At 70.9% G+C, this 25,716-nt stretch carries 25 protein-coding genes and 2 pseudogenes; 13 read left to right on the top strand and 14 right to left on the bottom strand.

Annotation, left to right across the window (positions count from 1 at the left end):
- Positions 1-22 precede the first annotated feature (22 nt).
- Positions 23-487 (top strand): SRPBCC family protein, encoded by a 465-nt coding sequence (locus CK206_RS11740; RefSeq protein ID WP_069389847.1) that lies wholly within the window; start codon positions 23-25, stop codon positions 485-487.
- Positions 488-684: 197 nt separating this feature from the next.
- Here the strand turns inward: CK206_RS11740 and CK206_RS11745 are convergent, their stop codons facing one another.
- The gene (locus CK206_RS11745) at positions 685-894 is read right to left on the bottom strand and encodes a DUF2945 domain-containing protein (protein WP_067713023.1); all 210 of its coding nucleotides are present in this window, start codon (positions 892-894) and stop codon (positions 685-687) included.
- Positions 895-990: 96 nt separating this feature from the next.
- On the bottom strand, positions 991-1,869 hold the full coding sequence (locus CK206_RS11750) for an alpha/beta fold hydrolase (RefSeq protein WP_096906510.1): 879 nt from the start codon (positions 1,867-1,869) through the stop codon (positions 991-993).
- A gap of 285 nt (positions 1,870-2,154) precedes the next feature.
- On the opposite strand from CK206_RS11750, the gene CK206_RS11755 reads away from it, so the two are divergent.
- Positions 2,155-2,496 (top strand): transglycosylase family protein, encoded by a 342-nt coding sequence (locus CK206_RS11755; protein ID WP_096906511.1) that lies wholly within the window; start codon positions 2,155-2,157, stop codon positions 2,494-2,496.
- Positions 2,497-2,643: 147 nt separating this feature from the next.
- A complete protein-coding gene (locus tag CK206_RS11760; protein ID WP_254050565.1) occupies positions 2,644-4,047 on the top strand; it encodes an MFS transporter in 1,404 nt (467 codons plus the stop codon).
- Between the two features lie 3 nt (positions 4,048-4,050).
- Here CK206_RS11760 and CK206_RS11765 read toward each other — a convergent pair whose 3' ends face one another.
- Positions 4,051-4,638 carry a dihydrofolate reductase family protein gene (locus tag CK206_RS11765; protein WP_096906512.1) on the bottom strand — a complete coding sequence of 196 codons (588 nt, stop codon included), beginning with the start codon at positions 4,636-4,638 and terminating at the stop codon, positions 4,051-4,053.
- Between the two features lie 116 nt (positions 4,639-4,754).
- Here CK206_RS11765 and CK206_RS11770 point away from each other — a divergent pair, with 116 nt between their 5' ends.
- From CK206_RS11770 to CK206_RS11780, 3 genes are all read left to right on the top strand, one after another.
- Positions 4,755-5,249: a glutathione peroxidase gene (locus CK206_RS11770; RefSeq protein ID WP_067713012.1), complete on the top strand. Its 495-nt coding sequence runs from the start codon at positions 4,755-4,757 to the stop codon at positions 5,247-5,249.
- Positions 5,250-5,330: 81 nt separating this feature from the next.
- Positions 5,331-6,617: an alpha/beta hydrolase family protein gene (locus tag CK206_RS11775; RefSeq protein ID WP_096906513.1), complete on the top strand. Its 1,287-nt coding sequence runs from the start codon at positions 5,331-5,333 to the stop codon at positions 6,615-6,617.
- A gap of 93 nt (positions 6,618-6,710) precedes the next feature.
- The gene (locus CK206_RS11780; RefSeq protein WP_096906514.1) at positions 6,711-7,883 is read left to right on the top strand and encodes an alpha/beta hydrolase family protein; all 1,173 of its coding nucleotides are present in this window, start codon (positions 6,711-6,713) and stop codon (positions 7,881-7,883) included.
- Positions 7,884-8,003: 120 nt separating this feature from the next.
- Here the strand turns inward: CK206_RS11780 and CK206_RS11785 are convergent, their stop codons facing one another.
- Positions 8,004-9,233, bottom strand: coding sequence for an aminotransferase class I/II-fold pyridoxal phosphate-dependent enzyme (locus tag CK206_RS11785; RefSeq protein WP_096907419.1), 1,230 nt, complete (start codon positions 9,231-9,233; stop codon positions 8,004-8,006).
- Between the two features lie 95 nt (positions 9,234-9,328).
- On the opposite strand from CK206_RS11785, the gene CK206_RS11790 reads away from it, so the two are divergent.
- The 3 genes from CK206_RS11790 to CK206_RS11800 all read left to right on the top strand — a co-directional run bounded on the left by CK206_RS11790 (position 9,329) and on the right by CK206_RS11800 (position 13,342).
- Entirely contained in the window at positions 9,329-10,858 is a 1,530-nt protein-coding gene (locus tag CK206_RS11790; protein WP_096906515.1) for a PLP-dependent aminotransferase family protein, read from the top strand.
- Positions 10,859-10,934: 76 nt separating this feature from the next.
- On the top strand, positions 10,935-11,762 hold the full coding sequence (locus tag CK206_RS11795; protein WP_096906516.1) for a mycofactocin-coupled SDR family oxidoreductase: 828 nt from the start codon (positions 10,935-10,937) through the stop codon (positions 11,760-11,762).
- A 116-nt stretch (positions 11,763-11,878) separates the two neighbouring features.
- A complete protein-coding gene (locus CK206_RS11800) occupies positions 11,879-13,342 on the top strand; it encodes an FAD-dependent oxidoreductase (protein ID WP_096906517.1) in 1,464 nt (487 codons plus the stop codon).
- A gap of 104 nt (positions 13,343-13,446) precedes the next feature.
- Here CK206_RS11800 and CK206_RS11805 read toward each other — a convergent pair whose 3' ends face one another.
- Positions 13,447-14,064 (bottom strand): fasciclin domain-containing protein, encoded by a 618-nt coding sequence (locus CK206_RS11805; protein ID WP_096906518.1) that lies wholly within the window; start codon positions 14,062-14,064, stop codon positions 13,447-13,449.
- 230 nt (positions 14,065-14,294) lie between these two features.
- Between CK206_RS11805 and CK206_RS11810 the strand changes: the two genes are divergently transcribed.
- Positions 14,295-14,702, top strand: coding sequence for a cupin domain-containing protein (locus CK206_RS11810; protein ID WP_096906519.1), 408 nt, complete (start codon positions 14,295-14,297; stop codon positions 14,700-14,702).
- A 128-nt stretch (positions 14,703-14,830) separates the two neighbouring features.
- Positions 14,831-16,087, top strand: a complete 1,257-nt coding sequence (locus tag CK206_RS11815) for a glutaminase (RefSeq protein WP_096906520.1) — start codon at positions 14,831-14,833, stop codon at positions 16,085-16,087.
- 45 nt (positions 16,088-16,132) lie between these two features.
- Here the strand turns inward: CK206_RS11815 and CK206_RS11820 are convergent, their stop codons facing one another.
- The 3 genes and pseudogenes from CK206_RS11820 to CK206_RS11830 all read right to left on the bottom strand — a co-directional run bounded on the left by CK206_RS11820 (position 16,133) and on the right by CK206_RS11830 (position 18,444).
- Positions 16,133-16,327, bottom strand: a complete 195-nt coding sequence (locus CK206_RS11820; RefSeq protein WP_096906521.1) for a hypothetical protein — start codon at positions 16,325-16,327, stop codon at positions 16,133-16,135.
- 108 nt (positions 16,328-16,435) lie between these two features.
- Positions 16,436-17,533 (bottom strand): annotated as a pseudogene (locus tag CK206_RS11825) (ISL3-like element ISPfr2 family transposase); the annotation flags it as partial.
- A gap of 599 nt (positions 17,534-18,132) precedes the next feature.
- Positions 18,133-18,444 carry a putative quinol monooxygenase gene (locus tag CK206_RS11830; RefSeq protein WP_096906522.1) on the bottom strand — a complete coding sequence of 104 codons (312 nt, stop codon included), beginning with the start codon at positions 18,442-18,444 and terminating at the stop codon, positions 18,133-18,135.
- Between the two features lie 107 nt (positions 18,445-18,551).
- On the opposite strand from CK206_RS11830, the gene CK206_RS11835 reads away from it, so the two are divergent.
- Entirely contained in the window at positions 18,552-19,493 is a 942-nt protein-coding gene (locus tag CK206_RS11835) for a GlxA family transcriptional regulator (RefSeq protein WP_096906523.1), read from the top strand.
- 393 nt (positions 19,494-19,886) lie between these two features.
- Here CK206_RS11835 and CK206_RS11845 read toward each other — a convergent pair.
- The 5 genes and pseudogenes from CK206_RS11845 to CK206_RS11865 form a co-directional block, all read right to left on the bottom strand.
- A pseudogene (locus CK206_RS11845) lies at positions 19,887-20,508 on the bottom strand (flavin-containing monooxygenase); the annotation flags it as partial.
- Positions 20,509-20,519: 11 nt separating this feature from the next.
- Positions 20,520-21,449, bottom strand: a complete 930-nt coding sequence (locus CK206_RS11850; protein ID WP_069388601.1) for a patatin-like phospholipase family protein — start codon at positions 21,447-21,449, stop codon at positions 20,520-20,522.
- A 57-nt stretch (positions 21,450-21,506) separates the two neighbouring features.
- Positions 21,507-21,944, bottom strand: coding sequence for a nitroreductase family deazaflavin-dependent oxidoreductase (locus CK206_RS11855; RefSeq protein WP_096906524.1), 438 nt, complete (start codon positions 21,942-21,944; stop codon positions 21,507-21,509).
- A gap of 74 nt (positions 21,945-22,018) precedes the next feature.
- Positions 22,019-23,275 carry an alpha/beta hydrolase gene (locus CK206_RS11860; RefSeq protein ID WP_096906525.1) on the bottom strand — a complete coding sequence of 419 codons (1,257 nt, stop codon included), beginning with the start codon at positions 23,273-23,275 and terminating at the stop codon, positions 22,019-22,021.
- A 1-nt stretch (position 23,276) separates the two neighbouring features.
- Positions 23,277-23,711, bottom strand: a complete 435-nt coding sequence (locus CK206_RS11865; RefSeq protein ID WP_096907420.1) for a pyrimidine dimer DNA glycosylase/endonuclease V — start codon at positions 23,709-23,711, stop codon at positions 23,277-23,279.
- Positions 23,712-23,766: 55 nt separating this feature from the next.
- Here CK206_RS11865 and CK206_RS11870 point away from each other — a divergent pair, with 55 nt between their 5' ends.
- Positions 23,767-24,444 carry a DNA alkylation repair protein gene (locus CK206_RS11870; protein WP_096907421.1) on the top strand — a complete coding sequence of 226 codons (678 nt, stop codon included), beginning with the start codon at positions 23,767-23,769 and terminating at the stop codon, positions 24,442-24,444.
- 27 nt (positions 24,445-24,471) lie between these two features.
- Here CK206_RS11870 and CK206_RS11875 read toward each other — a convergent pair whose 3' ends face one another.
- On the bottom strand, positions 24,472-25,563 hold the full coding sequence (locus tag CK206_RS11875) for a glycosyltransferase (RefSeq protein ID WP_096907422.1): 1,092 nt from the start codon (positions 25,561-25,563) through the stop codon (positions 24,472-24,474).
- Positions 25,564-25,716: the final 153 nt, after the last annotated feature.

Below are 25,716 nucleotides of genomic sequence, written 5' to 3' on the forward strand. Positions count from 1 at the left end.
CCCCGGGGTGCACGGTGGGGTCATGAGTAATTCCACTGCCATCACCGTCGAGCGCGTGATCGACCACTCGGCGGCCGAGATCTTCGAGTTCCTCTCCAACCCGGAGAACCACGCCCGTCTCGACGGGTCGGGCTTCGTCCGGGGCGACTACAAGTCCGACCGCATCCAGCAGGTCGGCGACGTCTTCTCCATGGACATGGAGGGCGAGCACATGGGCGGTGAGTACCGCATGGACAACCACGTGACCGGATTCGGCAAGGACAAGATCCTGGCGTGGCAGCCCGCGCCCGCCGGTACCGACCCCAAGGGCTGGGAGTGGGTCTGGGAGCTCGAGGCGCAGGGCCCGGACTCCACGCTGGTGCGTCACACCTACGACTGGTCCAAGGTCACGGACAAGGACGTGCTCAAGAAGGTGTCGTTCCCACTGGTGTCGGAGCAGCAGATGGAGGATTCGCTGTCCAACCTCGCCTCCGCCGTCTCCGGCTGAGCTCGGCCGTGACCGCCGGCCCGCGTCCGTAACAGCCGAAATCCACCTATCCGAGTGCGATCCACCGATGGGCCTCCGTCGGTGGATCGCACGTGGATGTGCCAATCGTGGCGGGTTGCTCCCGCCGCAGCCCCCGCCGCAGCGCGGGCTGCTCCTGCCTGTGCGCGAGGCCGGCCCCCCGCGCGCGCCGGCCCCGGCTAGTCGATCTTCCGTAGTGCAGAGCCCTTGTGCATGGCCAGGTGGCCGGTCTTGTCGCTCTCGATCTCGTACTGCGGTTCGTCCGTGCTGCAGCGCCGCATGCGCCCCTTGAACTCGACGTCCTCGGTGTGGATCTCGCGGATCACGCCGCGCACCATCCCGGCCTCGGAGTTCCACTCGACGTGGTCGCCCTTCGTGTAGTCACTCATGCGGCCAGTATGTGCGCCGGGCGGCGGGAGTGCACGGCCATCTCTCCCGCCAGCTCGAGCGGGCGAGCTCACACGGGCGAACTCACACGGGCGACCTCACGCCGGCGCGGTCAGCGCGCGCAGCATCTCGTCCCAGTGGGCCAGCGGCAGCAGGTGCCCCTGGCCCTCGTAGACCGTCAGGTGGGCCCAGTCCAGATGCGCGGCGAGCCATCGCCCGTGGTCGGGTGGGGCGATCTCGTCGTCGTCGCCGTACCAGAGCAGCACCGGCGCGGCGATGTCCTCGACCCGGAAACCCCAGGGCCCCACGAACGCCACGTTGTCCCACGCGATCGCGTCGGCGCCCCGGCGCAGCGCCTCGCGGAAGTTGACGAACAGGGCGTGTCGGGCGTCGGGGTCCGCGACCACGGCCGGGTCGCTGGCCGCGAACATCCAGTCGACCCAGGGCGCCGCCTCGTTGTCGCGCACCGAGAGCATCGCGTCGAGGAAGTCGGCGTTGCCGGTGCGGAACACCTCTGCCGCCCGGGCCGGGTCATCGGGTAGGTGGGACAGCGCGTCGAGGTCGTTCGGCGTGAGCGATTCCCGTGCGCCCGGCCTGCCCTCATACGGCGCGAGCCCACCGGAGACCCCGACCCGCAGCACCCGCCCTGGCAACGCGGCGGCGGTGGCCAGCGCGAACGCCGCGCCGCCCGACCATGCCGACACCGCGAACCGCCCGAGGCCCAGGGCATCGGCGATGGCCTCTACATCACGTGTGACGCCGGCCAGGCTGATCGGTCCCGCGTCCGACCGGCCGTACCCGGGTCGGTCGAATCCGATCACGCGGACGCCGGCCCGTTCGGCGAGCCCGGCCCCGAAGTCCGCCTCGAGCCGCGATCCCGGCGTGCCGTGGAAGTGGATCAGCGGCTCGCCGGAGGGATCACCGCACTCGTGCACGGCCACCGTGCGGCCGTCGATGTCCACCCGGTGTTCGGTCATGTCGACGAGCCTAGGGGTGCCTAAACATCCGGCGGGTCGACGACGACGAGGTGAGCCTTCTCACGCGACCGGTCCCGCCTGGCGTCGATCCCGTCGAACCGGTGCGGTGACCAGCAATGATCCGTCCCCGCCGTGCCCCCGTGTGCTGCTCGGCCCCGGCCCCGGACCCGCGGAGGGGGTTGCGGGGGCCCGCCGGTCGGTTCGTAGTGTCGGCCGCCACGACAGTAGATCGACGCACGACAAGAGATCGACTCACGATACGAGACCCACAGGAGGTCACGAGGGATGCAGAAGAAGCTCGTACGAACCCTGACCGGCGCGATCATGGCCGGCGGTATCGCCGCCGGGGGCGCGTCACTGGCCGCTCCGGCGGCGAACGCGGCCCCGCCGAGCACGTGGGACCAGGTCGCGCAGTGTGAGTCCGGTGGCGACTGGCACATCAACACCGGCAACGGCTACTACGGCGGCCTGCAGTTCGCGGCCCAGACGTGGAGCGGCTACGGCGGCGGCGAGTTCGCCGCGACGGCCGACCAGGCCACGCGCGAGCAGCAGATCCAGATCGGCGAACGCGTGCTCGCGGGCCAGGGCCCGGGCGCGTGGCCGAACTGCGGCGGCCCGCTCGCCTGATCTGCGCGCGTCCGCTTGCCTGATCCGGGCGGACACGCACAGAGAGCACGCGACCGGCGTCGGGGTGATCCCCCGGCGCCGGTCGCCATCTGTGCGAGGCCGCGAAGGGGCCCGGATGCCCCGGCGGGCGGGCCGCTATTCTCTTGAATGGTGACCACCGCCGAACGCTTCTATTCTCGCCTCGTCACCCGCGATGCCGACGCCGAGCGCGACCTCCCCGACGTCGTCCGCCGCGAGCTTCCGCGCAACGGGCTGAGGCTCGTGGCCGCCAACACGCTGCAGTCCTCGGGTGACCAGACGGTCAACGCATCGACCGTGCTGCCGTGGCTGTTCCACGTGCTCGGGGTGCCGGCGGCGCTGGTCGGTCTGCTGGTGCCGATCCGGGAGTCCGGGTCGATGCTGCCGCAGGCCTTCCTCACGCCGCTGGTGGTGCGGGTGCGCCGCCGCAAGTGGGTGTTCGTCACGGGCGCGCTGGTGCAGGCGGCATCGGTGGCGGCAATGGCCGCGATCGCCGCCCTCGGGCACGGGACGGCAGCGGGCGTCGGCATCCTGGTCGCGCTCGTGGTGTTCTCGCTGGGCCGCTGCCTGTGTTCGATCGCGTCGAAGGACGTGCAGGGCCGCACCATCCCGTCGGGGGAGCGCGGCCAGATCATCGGGTTGGCCACGTCGGCGGCGGGGTTGGTCGCGATCACGCTCGGCCTGGCCATCCGGATCCTAGGCGGCGGCGACCTCGACAGCACCGAACTGGCGTTCCTGCTGGTGGCGGGCGCGGTGCTGTGGTTGCTCTCGGCGTCGACGTACTCCCGCGTGGTCGAGCCGGCCGGCGACGGGCGCGCCCGCCGGGGAGCGAAGGACCACGGCGCGACGGAGGATCACGGCGCGACGAAGGGCCACGGCGCGGCCACTGGCGGTGCGTCGGAGGAGTCGTCGACGTGGTTCGCGGACGCGGCGCGACTGTTCCGGGACGACGCCACGTTCCGCAAGTTCGTGACCGTCCGCGGCCTGCTGCTGGTGTCCTCGCTCAGCCCGCCGTTCATCGTGTCGATGTCGGTCGCCTCGGGCACCGGGGCGCTGGCCGGGTTGGGTGGGTTCATCCTCGCCTCGGGCGTGGCGTCTCTCATCGGGGGGCGAGTCTTCGGGCGGCTGGCCGACCGATCGAGCCGACTGCTCATGGCGGGCGCAGCCACGGCCGCGTCGGCGGTGGCGGTCGCGTTGGTGCTCGCGGTCTCGATCCCGGGCTTCGACGGCGGGTCGGCACTCGGGGCCACGGTGTTCGTCGGGGCCTACTTCCTGCTCACGCTGATGCACTCCGGCGTCCGCGTCGGCCGCAAGACCTACGTGGTGGACGTGGCCGAGGGTGACCTCCGGACGACCTACGTGGCAGTGGGCAACACGGCCATGGGGATCATCCTGCTGGTGGTGGGCGGGATCAGCTCGGCGCTCGCGGTGCTGGGCGTGCAGTGGGCGCTGGTCTTCCTCGCGGTGCTCGGGGTGGTCGGCGCGGTGTCGGCGATGACGATGCCCGAGGTCTCCCGCGGTGCGGCCCGCTAGATCTCAGACGTCCGGGTCGAATCCGCCGACGTCGTAGATCAGCTTCTGCACCCCGTTGGGATACGCCTGGCTCTCGACGAGGTCCAGCTTCTGCCGGGGCTTGTCGGTGTCGCTCCACATGCGCTTGCCGGCGCCGAGGACGAACGGGAACACCAACAGGTGATAGCGGTCGATGAGCCCGGCGTCGGAGAGGTTCCGGGCCAGCGTCGCCGATCCGTGCACGAGAATCGGCGCCGGTTCGGCCTCCTTCACCGCGGCCACCTCGTCGAGCGTGCGCAGGATCGTCGTCGTCCCCCATCCCTCGACAAGGTCACTCTCGGCCAACGTCGTGGACACCACGTACTTGGGCATGGCGTTGTAGCGGGGGAACTCGTCGTCCATCTGCGGCCACACGGCGGAGAACGCCTGGTAACTGACGCGGCCGAGCATCATCGCGCCGGCCTCGTCCTGCTCGCGGGCCTTGATCGAGTAGACGTCCTCGTCGAAGTCGACGGCGAACGTCCAGCCGGTGTTGCGGTAGCCGGGCTCGCCGCCCGGGGCCTCGACGACGCCGTCGAGCGAGACGAAGGCGGTGTAGATGACGTGACTCACGGGCGGACTCCTCACGCGCGGGTCTGCCAGAGTACGCCCGCACGCGGCGCCTGAATACGGTCACAATGGCGTCGAGGGCCGGCCGACCGGGGCCGGGGCGACGACGAGGAGTGCCCATGCGCCACGACCAGACCACTCTCGCGGATTTCCGGGCGAGCCTGCTCGACGGGAGCGGGAAGGACTTGTCCGACTACGCCGGGCAGGTCGTCCTGGTGGTCAACACCGCGAGCAAGTGTGGGTTCACGCCGCAGTACAAGGGGTTGCAGAAGCTGTACGAGGAGTTCCGCGACGAGGGCTTTGTAGTGCTCGGTTTCCCGTGTGACCAGTTCGCGCACCAGGAGCCGGGCTCCGACGAGGAGATCGGCGCGTTCTGCGAGCGCAACTTCGGCGTGGAGTTCCCGCTGTTCTCCAAGGTCGAGGTCAACGGCTCGGATGCTCACCCGCTCTATGAGTGGCTCAAGTCCGAGAAGTCCGGGGTGCTCGGCGGCCGGATCAAGTGGAATTTCACCAAGTTCCTCGTGGGCCGCGACGGCCACGTGATCGACAGGTTCGGACCCAACCGGAAGCCCGAGGACCTGCGCGAGGCGGTCGAGGCGGCACTGCGGGGGTAGCGACTCGCACGGCGCGAGTAACGATTTCAGCTGAGAACGGATTAAGCTCCGTAAGTCACTACTCACAACATATGGAGCTTAATGCCCTTCGGACTCCGCCGCGCCGCGGCCGCGACCGCCGGCGCACTCGCCGTCGCCCTGACCCTCGGGTCGGCCACTCCCGCTTTCGCCCAGACCGCCAGCATCGACCCCTCGACGCTCATCGACCCGTCGGCGCTCGGCCAGGAGGACTTCGAGGCGATCATCGACGCTGTCGGCTCCGTGCCGATCGGCTCGGCCGCCGGACTCCTCGGGTCGGTCGGTTCCGCCGACGTCCCGCTCGGCGAGGCCTCCTCGGCTCCTGTCGGCAAGCCGACGCCGGTCGACACCTCGATCACCGAGACGGAGTTCCGCGGCATCGAGCGTTACCGCGCCGACGAGGCCGGAAACGATCAGGCGTACGAATACTGGACCATCGCCTCGAAGGCCATGCAGCGTGAGATCACCGTCGAGGTCGTCCCGTCACGCGGCACGGGTGACGCCCCGGTCCTGTACATGCTCGACGGAGTCGGGGCACCGATCAGCAGCACCGGCTGGGCTCATCAGGCGTACATCGCTGATCGGATGGAGGACGAGAACGTTCACGTGGTGAACCCGGCGGGTGCCTACGCCTCGTACTACACCGACTGGGAAGAGTTCGACCAGCGCCTGGGGAACAACAAGTGGGAGACCTTTCTCGCCGAGGAGCTGCCGGCGATCGTCGACGAGCGGCTCAACACGAACGGCAAGGCAGGCGTCGGCGGCATCTCCATGGGCGCTCAGGCGGCCATGCACCTGGCAGCTACACACACCGATGTCTACGACGCCGTGATGTCTTTCAGTGGCTTCTACTCGACCATGGACGCCCTGGGGTACCAGACCGTGCGGCTCTCCGTTGAGACTCGCGGTGGAGACGTCGAGAACATGTGGGGCCCGCACCGCAGCGCGCGGTGGGCGGAGAACGACACCATCTCGCACCCGGAGGGCCTGCGTGGCAAGGCTGTGTACTTCTCGGCCGGCAACGCCGAGATCGGTCCCGATGACGTCAAGCAGTACGGTGCCAACTACCAGGACCTGATAATCGGGTTGGTGCTGGAGATGGGCGTGTACGAGAACTCGAAGGCCTTCGAGAAGGCACTCGATCGTGCCGGGATCGAGCACAAGGTGGACTTCGCCGACACCGGCCTGCACAACTGGCCGAACTTCCTCAAGAACTTCGAGTCCGGATGGGACTACATCAAGCCCGCCTTGTACGGCGGAGACGTCGAGCCCGGAACGGGCACCCCGGGTGCATCCGGCTCAGCCGGTTCCTCCGGCTCGGCCGGGTCCCTGGGCTCGTCCGGATCCTGATTCATCATCTGAGAAGCGGTCCTGCGCCCTCCCTCACCGGGGCGCAGGGCCGCTTCTGCATCGTCTGATCAGCTTCGCAATGAAGGGCACCCGATGAACATCCGCCACCGCACCACCGCCACCGCTCTCGCGGCCAGCCTGTCCCTGGGATTCGCCGCGCCCGCCTCCGCCCAGATCGGCGGCGATATCGACACCTCGTCCCTGGGACTCGAGGAGGTGGAGCTGATCGGGTCTGCGGCCGGTTCCCTTCCGCTGGGCTCGACACTCGGGTCGCTCGGGTCGGCCGGTTCCACCAACATCCCGCTCGGCGGCACCGGGTCATACGTGGAGCTTCCCAACCCGCCGCGACCGCGCGACGACTCGATCGACTCGGTCGAGCTCCGCGCCATCACCCAGCACGGAGAGTACGAGCACTGGCTCGTCACCTCCGCCGCCATGCAGCGCGAGATCGTGCTCGAGGTGCTCCCGTCCCGCGTGACGGACGAGGGTCCGGCGCCCGTGTTGTATCTCCTCGACGGGGTCGACTCGGTCGAAGGTAACTCGGGCTGGAAGCGGGCCGGAAACATGCCCGCGCGCATGGCCGAGGAGAACGTCCACCTGGTGACACCCACGGGAGGCCCCTCCTCGTACTGGTCCGACTGGCAGAGCGAGGACGAGGTCTTCGGCTACAACAAGTGGGAGACGTTCCTCACCGAGGAGCTGCCCGACCTCGTCGAGGCGGAACTGGCGACCCGGGGTACGAAGCACAACGGCAAGAACGGAATCGCCGGCGCGTCGATGGGTGCGCAGGCCGCAATGCACCTGGCGGCCACCTACCCGGAGCTGTACGACGGCGTCATGGCGCTCTCCGGCTACTACTCGACCACCGACGAGCTGGGCTACCAGTCGGTCCGTGGCTCGGTGGATGGGCGCGGCGGCGATTCCGCCAACATGTGGGGCCCGCGCGGAAGCGATCTGTGGAAGTACCACGACACGATCTCCCACCCGGAGGGTCTCGAGGGCACCGCGGTGTACTTCGCGACCGGGGGCACGGCGGTGTCCGAAGGGGATCTCCGGAACTACGGCGACGACTACTTCGACATGCTGCAGGGCCTGGTGCTGGAAAAGGGGGTCATCGAGGGGGCCAGGAGCTTCTCCCGCGAACTCGACCGCCACGGCATCGCGCATCGCGTGGACTACGGCGACGAGGGCCTCCACGGGTGGCAGACGTTCGTCGACTACATCACGCCCGGTTGGAACCACATCAAGCCTGCGCTGCAGAACTGAGCGACGGCGGGAATCCCCCGCGCACGCCCGTCGAGAAGACAGTTCGGCACACCCGCCTCTCGCGCGACGTGTGCGGAACTGTCTTTTCGATGGAGTCGACGGGGTCGATGTGGCGGCTGGTCAGGCCGCGGCCAGCCGAAGGCGGTCGAGGTGCCGGGCGATCGCGTCGAGCGCGCGGTCGAGCACCGGCGCCTCCGGCAGGCACACGATGCGGAAGTGGTCGGGTTCGGGCCAGTTGAAGCCGGTGCCGTGGGTGACCAGCACGTGCTCGGAGCGAAGGAGGTCCAGGGCGAACTGCTCGTCGCTGGAGATGCCGAACATCTCGCGGTCGAGGCGCGGGAAGCAGTACAGCGCGCCCCGCGGCGCCACGCAGCTCACGCCGGGGATGGCGTTGAGGCGCTCGGCGGTCCGGGCCAGCTGCCGCTCGAGTCGGCCGTCCGGGTCCACCACGTCGTGGCCCCACGGTGAGTCCTCGGCCAGGGCGACGGGGATCGCGTGCTGCGCGGGGACGCCGGGGCAGACCCGCATGTTGGACAACAGGGTCAGTCCCTCCAGTAGGTCGGTGGCGTCGGCGATCGGGCCGGTCGCGACCACCCAGCCGGCCCGGTAGCCGCACACCCTGTACGCCTTGGACAGCCCGCCGAAGGTCAGGCACAGTACGTCGTCGCCGGCCGCCCACGCGGCGTGGTGGTGGCGGGCGTCGCCGAAGAGGACTTTCTCGTAGATCTCGTCGGACAGCAGGACGAGCCCGTGGCGGCGCGCGATGTCGGCCATCCCCCGGACGGTGTCCTCGCTGTACACCGCGCCCGTGGGGTTGTTGGGGTTGATCATCACCAGGGCGGTGGTGCGTGGGGTGACCCTGGATTCGATGTCCTCCAGCGACGGGTTCCAGCCGTCGGTCTCGTCGGCGAGGTAGTGTACGGGCACGCCTCCGGTGAGGTTCACGGCGCCCGTCCAGGTCGGGTAGTCGGGGGCGGGGACCAGGATCTCGTCGCCGGGGTCGACCATGGCCTGCAGGACCAGCGTGATGAGTTCGCTCACGCCGTTGCCGAGGAAGACGTTCTCGGTCGAGACGCCACCGATCCCGTGTCGGCGGTAGTAGTCCGCCACGGCCTCGCGGGCGGTGGGGATGCCGCGGGAGTCGGAGTAGGCCTGCCCGGCGGCGAGTCCCGCCGCCACCGCGTCGACGAGCTCCGGCCGGGCGGTGAGCCCGAAGGGGTGCATGTTGCCCAGGTTGAGCCGCAGGATGTCGTGCCCCTCGGCCTTGAGGCGCATCGCCTCGGTGAGGATCGGGCCACGCACGTCGTAGCGCACGTCGCGGAGTCGTCGGGACTGGCGGTAGGTCGTCATGGGACCCATCCCACCCCGAAAGTGGCGCCCCCGGGAGGTCCATTTTGCGCAGATGCGTGAGACCACTTTGCGGTGTCGTGGCCTACGCTCACCCCATGGCCCGTACCGCACGCCCCGGATCCCTGGTGGTGGGGCAGGTGTCGGGGGCTGCGGAGCTGGCCGACGCGATCATCGACCTGGTCGCCGGCGGATCCGTGGCCGACGGCGACCGGCTGCCCTCCACGCGCGCGCTCGCCGAGCAGACCGGACTCTCCCGCGGGACCGTGGTTCGCGCGTTCGATGAACTGTCGGCGGCCGGCTTCGTCGTCTCCACCCAGGGGTCGGGGACCCGGGTCGTCGCCGGAGCCGGTCAGGCTGCACGGGCCGGGGCGCGGACGCGCGGAGTCAGCCGAACCTCGTCGTCGTCGCCACTCATGCGGCAGGGCGCCCGCACCTCGTCACCGGAGGTTCCGGCGGCGACCACTGCGCCACCCGCGCCCGCGCCCGCGCCCCCGGCGCCGGTCCCACCCGCACCGCGCCGCGGCCGGTCGCCGCGCGATCTCCGTCCCGGGATCCCCGACGCCTCCCTCATCGACGATCGTGCCTGGCGGTCGGCGGTGCGCGCCGCCGCGGCGCAGGGTCTGGCGGGCCTGAACCCGTGGGAGGAACCGAGCCCGGCGTTGCGCGTCGCGGTGGCCGATCACCTCCGCCGGCATCGGGGGATCGCCGCGGGCGACCCCGTGCTGTTCGACAGCTCGCGGTCGGCGATCGCGGCCCTGTGCGCGGCGTTCGTCGCCGGGCAGCAGGGGCGGGCCGGGGGCGGGACCGTGCGGTTCCACACCGAGGACCCCGGGTACCGCGGTGCGGTGCTCATGGCCCGCGAGCAGGGCCTGGAGGTGCGGTTTCATCCGGCGGAGCCCGGCGGCCTCGACGCGGCGCGGCTGGGGTCGGAGCCGGCGATCGTCTTCACCACGCCCGCGCACCAGTTCCCGCTCGGCCACCGCATGAGTGTGGACCGCCGGGTCGCGCTCGTGGAGTGGGCGCGGCGGACGGGGTCGCTCGTGATCGAGGACGACTACGACGGCGAGTTCCGCTACGGCGTCGCCCCGCTGCCCGCGCTGGTCAGCCTCCCCGCGGCCACCGACCACGTCGCCTACGTGGGCACCTCCTCCAAATCCGTGGCCCCGGACCTGCGCGTGGCGTGGTGCCTGCCGCCGACGGCGATGCGCCGCGAGGTCGAGCGCTGGCTCGCGGTCCACCGCCGGGGTCCGTCCTCACTGCCGGCGGAGGCGCTGGCCGCGTTCATCACCTCGGGCGCGATGGACCGGCACCTGGCGCGGGCGGCCCGCGTGTACAGCGATCGCCGTTCGCGGCTGGTGGCGGCGCTGCGCCGGGAGCGCCCGGACCTCGAGGTCACGGGCGTGGAGGCGGGCCTGCACCTGTGCGTGGCGCTGCCCGGATATGACGACGACGAGGTGATGCGCGCGCTCGAGCGGGCCGGGTGGCGCACGCGATCGCTCGGCGGGCAGGCTGCGCAGCACTCGGTGTCCGGCCTGGTGCTGAGCTATGCGCGGCTCTCCTCGCGCGACGCGGCCGACTTCGCGGTGGAGCTCCGACGGGTACTGGAGCGGCTCGGATCCGGATGATCTCCGTCCGCGGACGCCCGGCCGGTGCTCGAATCCTGACGGTAGTCAACTCATCGCATCGGAAAGCGGTACACACATGGGTCAGGAACAGCCACTGGCGGGCAAGGTCGCCTTCATCACCGGCGCGGCGAGGGGGCAGGGGCGCAGTCACGCCGTGGAACTCGCCCGGCGGGGGGCGCGGATCCTCGCGATGGACATCTGCGAGGACATCGACAGCGTCCCCTACGGGCTGGCAACCGCCGACGACCTGCAGCAGACGGTCGCCGAGGTCGAGGCGGTCGGCGGGGAGATCGTCGCGGTGACGGGCGACGTGCGCGAGCCGGCGGACGTCGCGGCGGCGGTCGACGCCTGCCGGGAGCGGTTCGGCGTCCCGGACATCGTGGTGGCCAACGCGGGGATCAACTCCCAGCGCGGCGAGGAGCCGGATGCCCAGCAGGCGTTCGTGGACACCATCATGGTGAACCTCGTGGGGGTGTGGAACACGGTCCACGCGATCGCGCCTCTGATGATCGAGCGCGGCGAGGGCGGGTCGATCGTCCTCATCTCGTCGACCAACGGCTTGTCCGGGCGGGGAGGCGACGGGTCAGGCGCGGTCACGGGGTACACCGCCAGCAAGCACGGGGTGGTGGGGCTCATGCGCAGCTTCATGATCTGGCTCGCGCCGCACAACATCCGCATCAACACGATCCACCCGGCCGGCGTCCTGACGGCGATGGTGGCGCACGACGAGATGGCCAGGTGGTTCGCGAACAACCCCGAGGGCCACACGATGGGCAACGCCCTGCCCGTGCCGATGCTCGAGCCCATCGACATCTCGCGGGCGGTTCTCTACCTGGTGGAGGAGTCCGGCCGCCACGTCACCGGGGTGACGATGCCCGTCGACGCGGGGTTCACCGCGAAGTAGCCGGCCGGCCGCCGGTGGGGAGACCGGCGGCCGGAGGAGCGGATGCGGGGGGACGTGACCGGTCTTACAGTGAGCGCCAGCGACATCCGCGGTGAGCACCCTCCAGGAGGCGCACGATGGGCACTTCATTCTGGCGACGCACGACGATCGATTCCCCGGCGGCCGAGTTCCCGGACGGCGAGCACGTCGACCTGGTGATCGCGGGGGCCGGGTTCACCGGCCTGATCACGGCGCTGATGGCCGCCGCGCGCGGCAAGGCGGTCGTGGTCCTGGAGGCGCACACGGTGGGCGCGGGGGCCAGCGGCGCGACCACGGCCAAGGTCTCGGTCCTGCAGGGCACCCGACTGTCGAGCATCCGCTCCAAGCACGGGTTGGAAACGGCGCGCGCGTACGCCGACGCCAACCGGTACGGACTCGACTGGTGGGCCGAGTTCTGCGAGACCCACGGCGTCGACTCCCAGCGTCGGCGTGCGGTGACGTTCTCCAAGGGACGGATGGGCACGTCGACCCTGCGCAAGGAGATGAAGACCCTCGTCGACCTGGGTCTGCCCGCCCGCTGGTACGACCGGGTGGACGTGCCGTTCCCGGCCCGGTCCGCCGTGGAGCTGCCGGATCAGATGCAGATCGACCCGGTGGAGGCGCTCGCGGCGCTGGCCCGCGCGGCCACGGCCCTCGGCGTGCGGATCGTGGAGCACGCCCGTGTCACCGGACTCACAGCGCAGGGGACAGGGGAGGACGCGTTCGTCGAGGTCACCGCGCATCCGGGCACGATGACCGCCCGCGACGTCGTGCTGGCGACCGCGTCCCCGGTCCTGGACCGCGGCCCGACCGTGGCGACGATGGAACCCGAGCGGTCCTACCTCTGCGCGTTCGAGTACCCCGGTGGCCTGCCGGAGGGGATGTACGGCTCGGTCGAGAGCCCGGTCCGCTCGCTGCGGACGGTGCCCTCACCCGGCGGTGAGGTGCTGTTCGTCGGCGGCAACGGGCACCGCACCGGCACCGCCACGGGCACCGCGTCCAAAATCGACTCGCTGCGGGAGTACGCGGAGAAGTACTTCCCCGGCGCGACGATGACCCACGGCTGGTCCGCGCAGGATTTCCACCCGGTGACGATGCTGCCCAAGTCCGGGCCCCTGCCGTGGGGCAAGGGGCGCGTGCACTTCGCGGGCGGCTACAGCAAGTGGGGCCTCACGGGCGCGCCGGCGGCGGCCGGGATCATGGTGGACCGGCTCGAGGGCGTGGACCCGCGGGTGTCGTTCGGCAAGCCCAGCATCACGGGCATCGCGAAGAACGCCGTGCCCCTGTTCGCGGACGTGCCCGTCCAGCTCGCGGCCACCGCGGCGCAGGCGATGGTGCGCAAGCCACGGCCGAGTATCCGACCGATGGGGGAGGCGACGGGCGACGACGGCGAGACCTGCCGCGTCGGCCTGCTGTGCCCCCACATGGGAGCGGCGCTGACGTGGAACGACGTGGAGCGGTCGTGGGACTGCCCCTGGCACGGGTCCCGCTTCTCGGCGTGTGGCGAGCTCATCGAGGGCCCGGCCACCAGTGACCTCACGAGGTACGACACGCCCCGCTGACCCGACCGGCTGGCGCGCGCAGCTGACACGACCGGCTGACATGAGCCGCGCCCCGGCCGGTCGGGGAAGGGCCGGGTCGGGGCGCAGCGAGTGTCACCGGCGGGTCAGGCGGGCGGCATCAGGACTCCGTCGAGGACGTGGATGACGCCGTTGGTGGCGTCCACGTCGGTCTGGACGACGTTGATGCGGGTGCCGTTGCCGTCGACGAGGGCGACGTTCTCGCCGTCCACCTCGACCGTGAGCTCCCCGCCCTGGAGGGTCGCGACCGTCTGGCCGTCCATCTCGAGGACGTCGGCCGCGGGGACCTCACCCTCGATCACGTGGTACTGCAGGATCTGCGCCAGGTCGCCCGTGGGGTCGGCCAGCAGCTCGTCCAGCGTGCCCTCGGGCAGGGCGTCAAACGCCTCGTCTGTGGGGGCGAAGACCGTGAACGGACCGGGCCCCTTGAGGGTCTCCGTCAGGCCCGCGGCCTCGATGGCCTGGGTGAGGGTGGTGAAGTCGCCCGCGGCGTTCGCCGTGTCGACGATGTCGTCCTCGGCCGCAGCGCCGGTCTCCTCGGTGGTGGTCTGGTCCGTCGTGGTCTCGTCGGTGGTGGTCTCCTCCGTCATCATCTCCGTGGTGGTCTCGTCGGCCGTGGTCGTGCGACCGTCATCGTCGGTGCCGCACGCTCCCATGAACACCGCGAGACCGAGGGCTCCCGTCACTGCGATCGTCCGCTTCATCAAGCTTCCTTTCGTCGGGGTTGCTCGTCAGTGTCCGCACTGCACAGGGGGTACGTGAACCCCCGTGGCCTGATCGTTGTGGCCCCGTGACGGGATGGGGACAGGTCCCCCGGGCCGCGCCTCGGGAGGATGCCCTTGCTTGCGAGCGTCCCGGGAGTCGTCGAAACTCGAGACGGAACGCTGGCCGCCGGCCACCGCGTACACCCGTCTACGAAGAAGCAGGAGCATCGATGAGTCCCACCGATCAGGGTCCGAACCCGTTCGTCGTCGACATCGAGGACGCCACCCTCGCCAACGACAACTACCGCACCACGCTGTGGACGGGATCGCACATGCAGCTCACCGTCATGGGCATCAAGCCCGGGGACGACATCGGTCTCGAGGTCCACGACGACCACGACCAGTTCCTGCGCGTCGAGGCAGGGAAGGGCCGGGTCGAGATGGGCCCCGCGAAGGATCAGCTCGACTTCGTGCGCGAGGTCTCCGACGACTGGGTCATCCTCGTGCCCGCCGGGAGCTGGCACAACGTCACCAACACCGGCGAGGAGGACCTCAAGGTGTACTCGCTGTACGGTCCGCCGGAGCACGAGCACGGGACCGTCCACCCGACCAAGGCGGACGACCACCACGATCACTGAGCACGACCACTGACGACCACTTACCACGAGCGCTGACGACGATCATGGCCGCGACCGGTTCGCGGTGCCGGAGGGCCCGGGGCGGTGCACACGCCGCCCCGGGCCCTCCGGCATGACACGCTGGTGGCGTGAAGACGCCGGTACCTGACTATCTGCTCGAGATCCGCGACGCCTGCTCGAACGGTGACGCCGGCCGGCTCGCCGACTACATCCCCGAACTCGCGGCCGTGGACCCCGACCGGTTCGCGGTGGCCGCCTGCACGATGGACGGCATCGTCTACACCGCCGGGGACGCGGACGCCGAGTTCACCATCCAGTCGATGAGCAAGCCGTTCGTCTACGCGCTCGCGCTGCGGGACCGGGGAATCGAGGCGGTCCTGGAGAAGGTCGAGGTGGAGCCGTCCGGGGACGCGTTCAACCAGATCTCCCTGGACCGAGAGACGGGCCGGCCGCGCAATCCGATGATCAACATCGGGGCCATCACCACGCACACGCTGGTGAGCGAGCCCGACGCGACCCAGGACGACCGTGACGAGGCGGTGAGGCAGGGGTTGTCCGCCTTCGCGGGCCGCGAGCTCGGAGTGGACGACGCCGTGCTCGACTCCGAGCTGCGAACGGCGTTCCGCAACCGGGCCATGGCCAACCTTGTGCGCGCAGGCGGGATCATCGCGAACGACCCAGATGAGGTGGTGCGCGGCTACACCCGGCAGTGCGCCTATCGGGTGACTGTGCGCGACCTCGCGGTGATGGCGGTGACGCTGGCGACGGGCGGCATCAACCCGGTCACCAAGGAGCGGGTGGTCTCGGCGCCGGTCGCCCGGCAGGTGCTCGCCGTGATGGCCACCTGCGGGATGTACGACGCCGCCGGGGACTGGATGTCCACCGTGGGGATCCCCGCCAAGAGCGGGGTGTCGGGCGGGATCTTCGGTGCCCTGCCCGGGCAGGTCGGGCTCGGGGTGTTCTCCCCGCGACTCGACGAGCACGGCCACAGCGTGGAGGGTGTGCGCACCTTCGAGCGGCTGTCCCACGATCTCGAGTTGCACCTGATGAACACCACCGTCACGGACGTGGAGGCCGTCCGTTCGGTGCGGTTCGACGAGATCTCCGGGCGCCGCACCTTCCGGCTGCAGGGCCCCATGACGTTCGCCAGCGCCGAGCAGGTCCTGCGGCGTCTCGCCGAGATCCCCGAGGGGCCGAGCGAGGTGACCCTGGACCTCAGCCGCGTGTCCTCGGTCAACACGAGCGCGCGCCGGATGCTGCTCGAGGCGATGACGCGGTTGTCGGCGGACGGCCACGTCGTCGGTCTGGCCGACCCGGGCCGGCGCCTCCCCCGACCGGACCTGGGCGACGGGACCCGGCCGGTCAACCGGCGGGCGGCCCGCTAGCTAGCCCGGGCGCGCCAGCCCGGCGCACCCAGCGGCACCGGGCACTCAGCCCACCCGGAAGTGCGAGTGGTCCGGTTCCCTCATGAGCTCGGCCAGTCGAGCCCGGTCGAAGGGGAACAGGTCGATCGTGCCGCCGTCGTGGAAGTACCAGGAGTGGCAGCCGGTGTTCCAGACCGTCGGCCCCATCGCCCCGGCGACGTCGTCGTTGAACTCGGCGGTCGCCTCCTCGGTCACCTCCACCGACCGGATCGCGCCCTCGCGGAGGAGTTCGATCCAGTGGGCGATGTACCGGGCGGTGAGCTCGGCGGTGTGCTGCAGTGAGATCGAGCCGGTGGGGGAGTTGGGGGCTCATCCCAATCGGGGGTGTAGGAGTTGGGGTCTGAAGCCGCCGGTCTCGAGCAGGCTTCGGGCGATGTAGTTGGTCAGGTTGCGGAACCCGAGTGCGGAGCCGCGCAGGTGTTCGAGCCGTCCGTTGAGCGCCTCGGTCGGCCCGTTGCTGGTGCCGGGTCGTTCGAAGTAGGCGAGCACGTCAGCGGCTCGCTTCTTCAGGGTCCGGCCCAGGGTGGTGAGCTCGGTGAGCACCTTGGGGACGCCGGCGCTGAGGTCGGTGATCAGCTTCTCCATGGGCTCGCGGCCACGTTGCCGGTCCTCGTGGCGATAGGCGGCGATCATGCGCTGGTAGACACCCCAGGCCGCCTCGACCTCGACGTGAGCGTCATCAACGAACAGCGCGCGTAGCCTGTCGTTCTGCTTGTCGGTCAGCAGGTCCGCGCCGGTGTGCAGCGTGCGCCGCGACTTGTAGAGCGGGTCGTCCCTGAACCCACGGTGCCCGTGGATCGCGAGTTGGACCCGGCGCCGGCACCTGTCGAGGGCGTCACCGGCCAGGCGCACGACGTGGAAGGGATCCATCACCGTGACCGCGTCCGGGATCTCCTCTGCAGCGGCGGTCTTGAACCCGGTGAAGCCGTCCATCGCGACCACCTCGACCGCGTCACGGAAGGCGTCGTCGCGGTCGGCGAGCCAGGTCTTGAACGCCGCCTTCGACCGGCCCTCGACCATGTCCAGCAGCCTTGCTGGGCCGGCGCCATCGCGGACCGGGGTGAGGTCGATGATCACGGTGACGTACTTGTCGCCACGCCTGGTGTGGCGCCAGACGTGCTCATCGACGCCAATGACCTTCACGCCCTCAAACCGCGTGGGGTCGTTGATCAGCAGCCGCTTGCCTTCAGCCAGGACCGCGTTGTTGGCGGTGTCCCACGCGACCCCGAGTCCCTCGGCGACACGGGCGACGGTGAGGTGTGCGACCACGATCCCTTCCAGCGCCCACCGCAGCCCGGTGCACGAGAGCTTCGCGCGTGGCTCCGCCGCGGCGCTGGTGTCTTGGCGCCACACGTGTCCGCAGTCGGCACAGCGGTAGCGGCGCACTACAACTTCCAGCACGGTCGGTAGTCGTCGGGAGACCCCGACGTCTATCTGCGGACTGACGCGCCCGGCCGACCTACACCGTCATCTGAGAAGACCCCTGAAACGTCTTCGACGACGACGGGACCGGCGAGGATGAGGGCGCGGTGAGCTAAAGGAATGGAGCTTGCTCGGCTTCGACGCCGCCGCAAGCTCCGGTGAAACGGTCGGTACTGGTCGGTCGTCGTCGGTCACCACCGGATGGCGGCGTCCCCCACGCTCGGCGTTTGCGCAGGTCAGCGGCTCGTTCGCCCAGTGGGGCGCATCAAGCGATAGACGCAAAGCCGACGTGATTAGGTCGTCGGTTCGATTCCGACAGGCGGCTCCGGCGAACAGCCCCTGACCTGTGGAAACGCAGGGCAGGGGCGGTTCGGTTCTGGTGGTCGTGCGATGCGCTGGCCTCACGGCTCTGCCCGACACCGACGTCGCTCTTCTCTGCGACGGACCCCTCGCCGGCTGAGCGCTCGTGGCCTGCATCCTGTCCGTGTGCCGATAGGCCTCGCACCGCTCGGAAACGCAGCATGGCGTTGCGTCGCAACCTGGCGACGGCTCGGCGGGGCGCGATCGTCTCGTGCGTTGGCGGACTACGGGAGCTTGGACGCGAGGACGTCGGCCGCCAGGATCTCGGGTGCTGCGCCAAGGAGGTGCTGGTTGTCCGTCAGGGCTGCGACGATGGCGCCGTTGGCGTGGGCGTCGCGAGCGGACTCGTCGGGGAATGCATCGAAGATCCAGAAGGTGTCGGCGTGGGTCCTGACCGCGAACCAGACAATCGTTCCTGCTTCTTCGTTGGCGAGTGCGACAGCGCCGGCGAGCAGATCGGCGAGCGCGTCGTGCTGTCCATCGGCCGCGACGATCTTGGCGACGAAGGCATACGGAAGTGATGCGGGTGTGGACATGAGGGACTCTCCTTGAAATCGGGGTTCTTCGTGGGACGAGTTCAGCGTATGACGAGCGAGGGCCGGTGGGAAGTGGCGTATACGGCAGCATTGCTATTGTTTACGCCATGCGTATCGGACTGATCGCGATCGACGGCTGCTTCGGTTCGGCTGTCGCGTCGATCATCGACATCGTGCGGGTGGCCGACGGAGCCCGCGGCGATGTCGACCCGCGGATCGACCCGATCACACTCGCCATCCTCGGACCGAAACGGCGAGTGACCACGACGGCATCGATGACCCTGTCGGTGGACCACCCGCTGTCGGAGTCCGGAGAGTTCGACGTGGTCGTCGTCCCTGCGCTTGGAACCCTTACGGCCGCCGCTACCAACGACGCCCTCCAGAGCCGAGATGCTCGTTCGGTCATCGCCTCGCTCGGGCGCCTCGACGAGGCGACCACCCGGATCGCCGCGGCGTGCACCGGCGTGTTCGCTGTCGCCGAGACCGGACGGATGCATCATCGGCGGGCGACGACCAGCTGGTTCCTGGGGCCGGAGTTCCTGAAGCGCTATCCGACCGTCGCCCTCGATCTCGACACCATGGTCGTGGTCGACGGGAACCTCGTCACCGCCGGCGCCGCGTTCGCCCACATCGACCTCGCGCTCTCACTCGTGCGATCGATCAGCCCCGACCTGGCCCAACATGTCGCCAAGCTCCTCATCATCGACGAGCGCCCGTCGCAGGCGGCCTTCGTCGCCTACGATCATCTCCGGCACGAGGACCCGATCGTGGTCGAGTTCGAACGCTTCGTGCGCGCCCGCCTGGACGAACCGTTGAACGTCGCCTTCGTCGCGCAGTCGCTCGGCACCAGCCGGCGCACCCTCGAACGACGAGTCCGTGCGGCGCTCAACCTCACTCCGCTCGGCTTCGTCCAACGGCTTCGCATCGAACGAGCTCGGCACCTCTCCGCAACCACGGACCTCACCTCCGCCGAGATCGCGCTACGGGTCGGCTACGCGAACGCCGAGACTCTGCGCTCCCTCCTGCGTAGGGAGCGACGCCGTTCCTGACCTATCGCCATGCCTGTAGCCGGTGTGCTAGAGCTCGACTGGAACCACCTCTCAGCACGTCGCGTCGACGCTCCTGCGTCGCCCCTGGACGACCCACTCGACACGCCCGCAGCACAGGCCATGTGACGTGTCCCGGCTTCCCGGACGGTCGGGGTTGGGTGGCTGTGATGTCGCTGCGTTCTCGTCGAGAGGATCAGCAGGCCCGATCAGAGTCGATTGGGATAAGACGCGAAGGCGGTCAGGTCAGGCCGGCCGAAGCCGGCCGGCGGGGTAGCGTCGGACACGTCGAGGTCTTTCGGATGGATGGCGTAGGAACCTCCATCGTCGGGAGATCTCGACGTCTATCTGCGGACCGACGCGCCCGGCCGACCTACACCCTCATCTGGGAAGAGCCGAGTTGGGGCCCAGCACGGTGAACGCATTGGGGAAGCCCGGGACGGCGGTCATCTGATAGGCGCGCGGGCCGTCGGCCCACTCGCGCTCGAGGGTGCGGCCGTCGCGTCCGACGACCTCCATGGGACGCATGTAGTCGTGCGCGCGGAAGCCGGTCGCTAGCACGATCACGTCGGCGGGCCGCTCGGTGCCGTCGGCGGTGCGGATCCCGTCCCGGGGTGACCTGCGCGATGGCGTCGGTGACGAGCTCGGCGTCGCTGCGCTGGATGGCGCGGTAGTACGTCCCCGGACTGGCGGAGTTCCGTGGCGGGGTGTCGGTCCGGATGTGCCCGGCCAGGCCGAGGTCGTCGACGACCCGGCGGTGGTAGCGCTGGATCTCGGCGCCGTCGGCCCACACGCGCGACCAGTCGGGCTTCGGCGCGAACCGGAACTGGTAGAGCTGGGACGGCACGTCGCATGTCAGGCCCGGGTAGCGGTTCCAGTACCAGACCCCGCCGACGTCGGAGCCCTTCTCCAGCACGGTGACGTCGGCGAAGCCGCGCTCGCGGAAGACGTGCAGGGCGGTGATGCCGGCGACCCCGGCCCCGACGATCACCACGCGCGGTTCGCGCCGCTCGCGCATTCGACCCGGACTCACACGTCGACCGCGTTGTCCGCCAGCGCGTCGCGGACCGTCTCCGGCGCGGTCACCATGGACGACTCGAACGCCGCCTCCCGTCGGGAGGCACTCATGAAGTGGGCGCCCAGGCCGGCGAGGTCGACGGCGGTGGGCAGGATCGGGACGACGGTCGTACCCCGGGCGCGGACGCTCGCGACCTCGTCGTGCAGCTGGGTGGACATCGCGCGGCGGATCAGCCGGTACTCGATCCCGCCGCCCCGGCCGGGGACGCGGACGCCGGGCGCCGAGGCCATCGGGGCGAGGACGAACACGAGGTCGGCCTCCTCCGGCCCGACCAGGTCCACGGACGCGGTGGAGCCCATGCCGCCGTCGACGAAGATCCGGTCACCGACGGGCACCGGTGGCATCCACCCGGGGGTCGCCCAGGAGGCCCGCAACGCCTCGCCGACGGTGGCCATCGGCGAACCCGGGGCGCCGAACAGGACGCGCTCCCCGGCGAGGACGTCGTAGGCGACGATCCGGGCACCGGTGTGGGGGAGCCATGCGCCGACCTCGAAGCCCTCGGCCAGCCGCTGCAACCAGCCGGCGTCGCCGCGACCGGTGGGGGCGATACCGGTGAGGGCGCCCAGCCCGGACCGTGTGCGGAGCAGACCGGGGTTGAGCAGCGGGAGCCGGGGTAGCGGCGGCCGCCCGGGCGGGGTCGAGGCGATGTGTTCGCGGAGCCGCATGTCGCAGGCCTGCCCGCGCTGCATATCGACCAGTTCGTCGACCCCGATGCCGCCGGCGAGCATGGTCACCAGCTCGGCACCCGCCGAGGTCCCCAGGAGGACGTCCGCCTCCCGGGGGTCGAATCCCGTCTGCTCGGTGAGCGCGTGGAGGGCGGCGATCATCCAGGCCCCGCCGATCGTGCCCCCGCATCCGAGGACGAGAGCGATTCGGCTCATCCGGCGCCCTCCCCGTGTCCCGCGGGGGGCGCCGCCCCGGAGAGCCCCGCGCTGATCCTAATCGCGCGGCTCCAATACGAACACAGGGATGATCCGGTCGGTGTTCTGCTGGTAGTCGCGATAATCAGGGTAGACGGCGACGGACCGGTCCCACCACCGGTCTCGCTCGGGGCCGCTGAGCTCGCGGGCCGTGTAGTCGCCGACCCGGTCCCTGTCGCGGACCTCCACGTGCGGGTCGGCCTTCATGTTCCAGTACCAGACCGGGTGGGTCTGGGCGCCGCCCTGGGAGGCGACGGCCGCGTACGACCCCTCGTGCTCGACGCGCATCAGCGGGGTCTTGCGCAGCTTTCCGGACTTCCGGCCGACGGTGGTCACGATGACCACGGGGATGCCGGCGAGGTCGCCGCCCTCCGCGCCGTCGGTCTTCTCGTACGTCTCGACCTGCGTCCGGACCCACTCGCTCGGGCTGGGCTCGTACTCGCCGGACAGTGGCATCGGGGCTCCTCGGTGATGGGGTTCCGTCGGCTGAGGGCGACACTACGCCCGCCAAGGCGTGCTTGCTGCCCACATCAGGCGAGTCGGTCGGTGAATCTCGAGACCGCCTCGACGACCGCCAGGTAGCGCGGCGAGCGCACCGCGTCGAACCCGTGTTGGGCTCCGGGCAGTTCGGCGTGGACCACGGGGTTCGGCGATCCGGCGCGCAGGTGCCGTACGAGTCGGCGTGACCCCTTCACCGGCGTGTAGGTGTCGTGGGTGCCGTGGATGATCGCCACCGGCGGGGCGCCGGAGGCCGCGTGGCGCACGGGGTCGGAGACGTCCCGGGTCTCGAGGCCCAGGCGACCGTAGTAGCCGTACAACCCGATCGCGCCGGCGACCGTGGTGTCGGCGTCCTCGAATCCCGGCTGGAAGCGGGGATCTCCCCCGGTCAGGGCGGTCATCATCGCGAGGTGTGCCCCGGCCGAACTGCCCGCCACCACGATCGGCGCGTCGGCCCTGATCCCGTGCGTCGGGCCCTCGGTGCGGATCCACCGCAGGAGCCGCTTGACGTCGACCAGGTGCTGCGGGAACCCCGATTCCGGGGTCGGCGAGAGGTGGTAGGTGGTGCTGATCGCCGCCCACCCGCGCGCGGCGTGGTCGAACAGCATCGCCCGCGACTCCCGGCTCGGGCCGCCCGCCCGGAAGTGCCCACCGTGGATGTGGACGAGCACACCGCGGACGTCGCCGGCGCCACTGCCGCTGATGTCGCTGCTGCCGCCGCTGGCGTTGCCACCGCCGGCCCGCGACGAGCCGGTACGGGTGTAGAGATCGAAGCGGTTGGTCTTCGGATCCGGTCCGTAGACCATGCCCCGGCGGGCCCGCACCCCGCGCGGCCGCAGCGGCCACGGGCGGAACAGCACTCTCGGCCACGGCGTGCGGTGGAGGGCCGACGGGCTCGTCGTCGTCTCCCCCTCGCCCAGCCCCTCGCCCGGCCCGTCGCCCAGCCCGTCGCCCAGTCCCTCGGCCAGCGCGCGGTCGAGGGCGGCGGCCGCGGCGAGGTGCCGCGACAGTACGAGACCCAGACCCGCCCAGGTCAGCGTAGCGATGCCGGCCCCCACGCGATCGGAGGGACGCGCGGCCCGACCGCCCCGACCGGCCAGCGCAGACGCGGTCGCGGCCCCGACCAGCGCCCCGACGTGCAGCGGGAGTTCCTGCGCGGGCAGGCTCCACACCCAGCCGGCGGTCGCGGCGACGAACGGTCGGCGGATCGGCCACAACGCCAGCGCCGTGGAGACCGCGGCGGGGGCGACGAGCACGGGCAAGGGCACGCGGGCGGACGGTCTCGGCATGTCAGGCCTCCGGTAGGGGTGCGCGTTCCCAGGCGGCCACCGGCCCCGGGACCATGTCGAACATCGGGTGCGGGCGCGGTGCGACGAGGCGGTCCAACCACGCGGGGTCGCGCTCGGCCACCTTGGCCCGCAGGTGCGCCCACTCCAGCGCGAGCTGCCCGTCGGTGAGCGGCAGGCGCTCCGCCCCGGGCGGCAGGACGACGCGCGTGCGGTCGAAGCGGTAGCCGCGCACCTCGGCGGCGTCGGCCAGCCCGTGCAGCCAGGTGGCGACCCCCGCGACCGGGTCGGGGAGCATGCGGAAGCGTTTGAGCTGCGGATGACTGCGATAGCCCTTGGTCAGCCCGCGGAGTACCTTCTGGGCCAGGAGCCCCTCGCGCCACCCGGCGACCAGCGCGGCGCGGTCGAGCAGGACGGGATCGATGCTCCACAGGCGCACCCGGCGAGTATAGGTGCGCACGGCGCCGCCGGGAGGCGCGGACGAGGAGACGATGATGACGACGACGACAACGCCGACCCGCGACGAGGTGATGGCCGAACTCGCGGAACTCGAGGACGCACGGATCCTGGAGGTCAACGAGCGGCACGGCGACGACCACGCGGTCAACCTCACCTCGCTCCGGGCGGTCGCCAAGCGGGTGAAGAAGAACCATCCGCTGGCGCTGGAGTTGTGGGACACGGGCGACTCGGCGGCGAGGCTGCTCGCGTTGCTCGTCTGCCGGCCCAAGGAGTTCTCGGCCACCGAGCTGGACACGATGCTGCGCGAGGCCCGCACCCGGAAGGTCCACGACTGGCTGGTCGGCTACGTCGTGATGAAGGGCCCGCACGCCGAGGACCTGCGCGTGGCGTGGGTGGACGACGCCGACCCGGTGGTCGCCTCCGCCGGCTGGGCGCTCACCGCCGACCGGGTGGTCAAGAAGCCCGAGGGGCTGGACCTGCCCGCGCTGCTGGACGTGATCGAGGCCGAGATGGCCGGCGCCCACGAACGGCTGCAGTGGGAGATGAACACGTGCCTGGCCCAGATCGGGATCCAGCATCCGGATCTGCGGGCGCGCGCACTGGAGATCGGCGAGCGCCTGGGTGTGCTGCGTGACTACCCGACGCCGCCGAACTGCACCTCGCCGTACGCGCCGGAGTGGATCGGCGAGATGGTCCGTCGCCAGGAGGCCTGACGACCCGACCGGGTCCGCCCCGCTGCACTACCTCTCGGCCGCAGCGGAGAGCACGTGTCGGTAGATCCGGGCGTGGGCGGCGGCGACCGCGGCGTCCTCGGACGCGGGAGCGCGCGCCGGGACCGGCGGGCCGTCGAGGGCGGCCATCAGCGCCCGGCGCAGGTCGTCGGCGGTGGGGTGGCCCGGGCCGTAGACGGCCGTGCCCGATCCGGCCGACCCCGATCTGGTCGACCCCGATCCGAGCACGCCGGGGTCCCACTGCTCGGCCAGGTACCCGATCCGCGGGATGACCGGCGGCAGCCCCAGATCGCGGCACAGCTCCAGCCAGCCGGAATGGGTGCCGTGGCGGTGGGGCAGGACGAGCGCGTCGAATCCGGCCAGGGCCGCGCACAGTTCGTCGTCGGCCAGGTGGTCGTGGGCACGGACCTCGACGTCCGGATGGGCGTCGAGCCGGTCGAGCGCGGTCGCGGCCGCGTGGCGGGGATGCTCCGGATCGCGCGCGGCGGCCAGGGCGTCCGCGCGAACCATCACCGTCAGGTGGGCACCCTCGGACAGCGCGGTGACCAGCGGGGCCAGGAGTTCCTCGCCGGCGACTCCCGCGCGCAGCGAGCCCAGCACCACACCGACCATGCGTCTGCCTCCGGAGCGATCGAGCCGCGCGAGCCGGTACGGCTCGGTGACCTCCGCGGCCATGAGCCGGGGATGCGGGAGGACCTGCGCGCGGGCGCCCCACCGTTCGCGGATCTCCGCGGCGGCGCCGCGGGTCAGCGTGATCACCGCGGCGGCGCCCCGCACGAGGTGGCCGGTGCGCTCGAGATGGGCGGCGGGGTCGGGCTCGTGCGGGTTGGTCAGGTCATGCACGGTGACCACCAGCGGCAGGCCCCTCGACCGCAACGCCGCCACGAACTCCGCGATCTGCCCGGGGGAGCGGTGCTCGTAACCGAAGTGCACATGCACGACGTCGGCCCCGTCGAGGACCTCGGGACGGTCGGCGGCCTCGAGCGCCGGGTGCGGCCACCAGCGGGCGGGCTCGGCCGGATCCAACACGGGGTCCGCGAGCACCGAGACGTCGGCCGCGGGCGAGATGGCGTGGCGGACGTAGTCGTGCCCGGCCGGCACGGAGCGCACCCGGACCGGCGGCGTGGGCGGCGGCGTTGACGGGCGCGAAGACGCCGACGACAGCGGCGGCGGGACCGGAGAGGAGCCAGTGTTCACCCCGCCACCGTGCCACGCCCGCCGGTTGCCGCCACCTGGGCCCCTGCATACGCTCGG

The organism is Dietzia sp. WMMA184 (genome assembly GCF_002441635.1).
Lineage (GTDB): Bacteria > Actinomycetota > Actinomycetes > Mycobacteriales > Mycobacteriaceae > Dietzia > Dietzia kunjamensis.

Coding starts and splice junctions, on each gene's coding strand:
- CK206_RS11740 (WP_069389847.1), top strand. CDS start 23: ATGAGTAATTCCACTGCCATCACCGTCGAGCGCGTGATCGACCACTCG.
- CK206_RS11745 (WP_067713023.1), bottom strand. CDS start 894: ATGAGTGACTACACGAAGGGCGACCACGTCGAGTGGAACTCCGAGGCC.
- CK206_RS11750 (WP_096906510.1), bottom strand. CDS start 1,869: ATGACCGAACACCGGGTGGACATCGACGGCCGCACGGTGGCCGTGCAC.
- CK206_RS11755 (WP_096906511.1), top strand. CDS start 2,155: ATGCAGAAGAAGCTCGTACGAACCCTGACCGGCGCGATCATGGCCGGC.
- CK206_RS11760 (WP_254050565.1), top strand. CDS start 2,644: ATGGTGACCACCGCCGAACGCTTCTATTCTCGCCTCGTCACCCGCGAT.
- CK206_RS11770 (WP_067713012.1), top strand. CDS start 4,755: ATGCGCCACGACCAGACCACTCTCGCGGATTTCCGGGCGAGCCTGCTC.
- CK206_RS11775 (WP_096906513.1), top strand. CDS start 5,331: ATGCCCTTCGGACTCCGCCGCGCCGCGGCCGCGACCGCCGGCGCACTC.
- CK206_RS11780 (WP_096906514.1), top strand. CDS start 6,711: ATGAACATCCGCCACCGCACCACCGCCACCGCTCTCGCGGCCAGCCTG.
- CK206_RS11785 (WP_096907419.1), bottom strand. CDS start 9,233: ATGACGACCTACCGCCAGTCCCGACGACTCCGCGACGTGCGCTACGAC.
- CK206_RS11790 (WP_096906515.1), top strand. CDS start 9,329: ATGGCCCGTACCGCACGCCCCGGATCCCTGGTGGTGGGGCAGGTGTCG.
- CK206_RS11795 (WP_096906516.1), top strand. CDS start 10,935: ATGGGTCAGGAACAGCCACTGGCGGGCAAGGTCGCCTTCATCACCGGC.
- CK206_RS11800 (WP_096906517.1), top strand. CDS start 11,879: ATGGGCACTTCATTCTGGCGACGCACGACGATCGATTCCCCGGCGGCC.
- CK206_RS11805 (WP_096906518.1), bottom strand. CDS start 14,064: ATGAAGCGGACGATCGCAGTGACGGGAGCCCTCGGTCTCGCGGTGTTC.
- CK206_RS11810 (WP_096906519.1), top strand. CDS start 14,295: ATGAGTCCCACCGATCAGGGTCCGAACCCGTTCGTCGTCGACATCGAG.
- CK206_RS11830 (WP_096906522.1), bottom strand. CDS start 18,444: ATGTCCACACCCGCATCACTTCCGTATGCCTTCGTCGCCAAGATCGTC.
- CK206_RS11835 (WP_096906523.1), top strand. CDS start 18,552: ATGCGTATCGGACTGATCGCGATCGACGGCTGCTTCGGTTCGGCTGTC.
- CK206_RS11850 (WP_069388601.1), bottom strand. CDS start 21,449: ATGAGCCGAATCGCTCTCGTCCTCGGATGCGGGGGCACGATCGGCGGG.
- CK206_RS11855 (WP_096906524.1), bottom strand. CDS start 21,944: ATGCCACTGTCCGGCGAGTACGAGCCCAGCCCGAGCGAGTGGGTCCGG.
- CK206_RS11860 (WP_096906525.1), bottom strand. CDS start 23,275: ATGCCGAGACCGTCCGCCCGCGTGCCCTTGCCCGTGCTCGTCGCCCCC.
- CK206_RS11870 (WP_096907421.1), top strand. CDS start 23,767: ATGACGACGACGACAACGCCGACCCGCGACGAGGTGATGGCCGAACTC.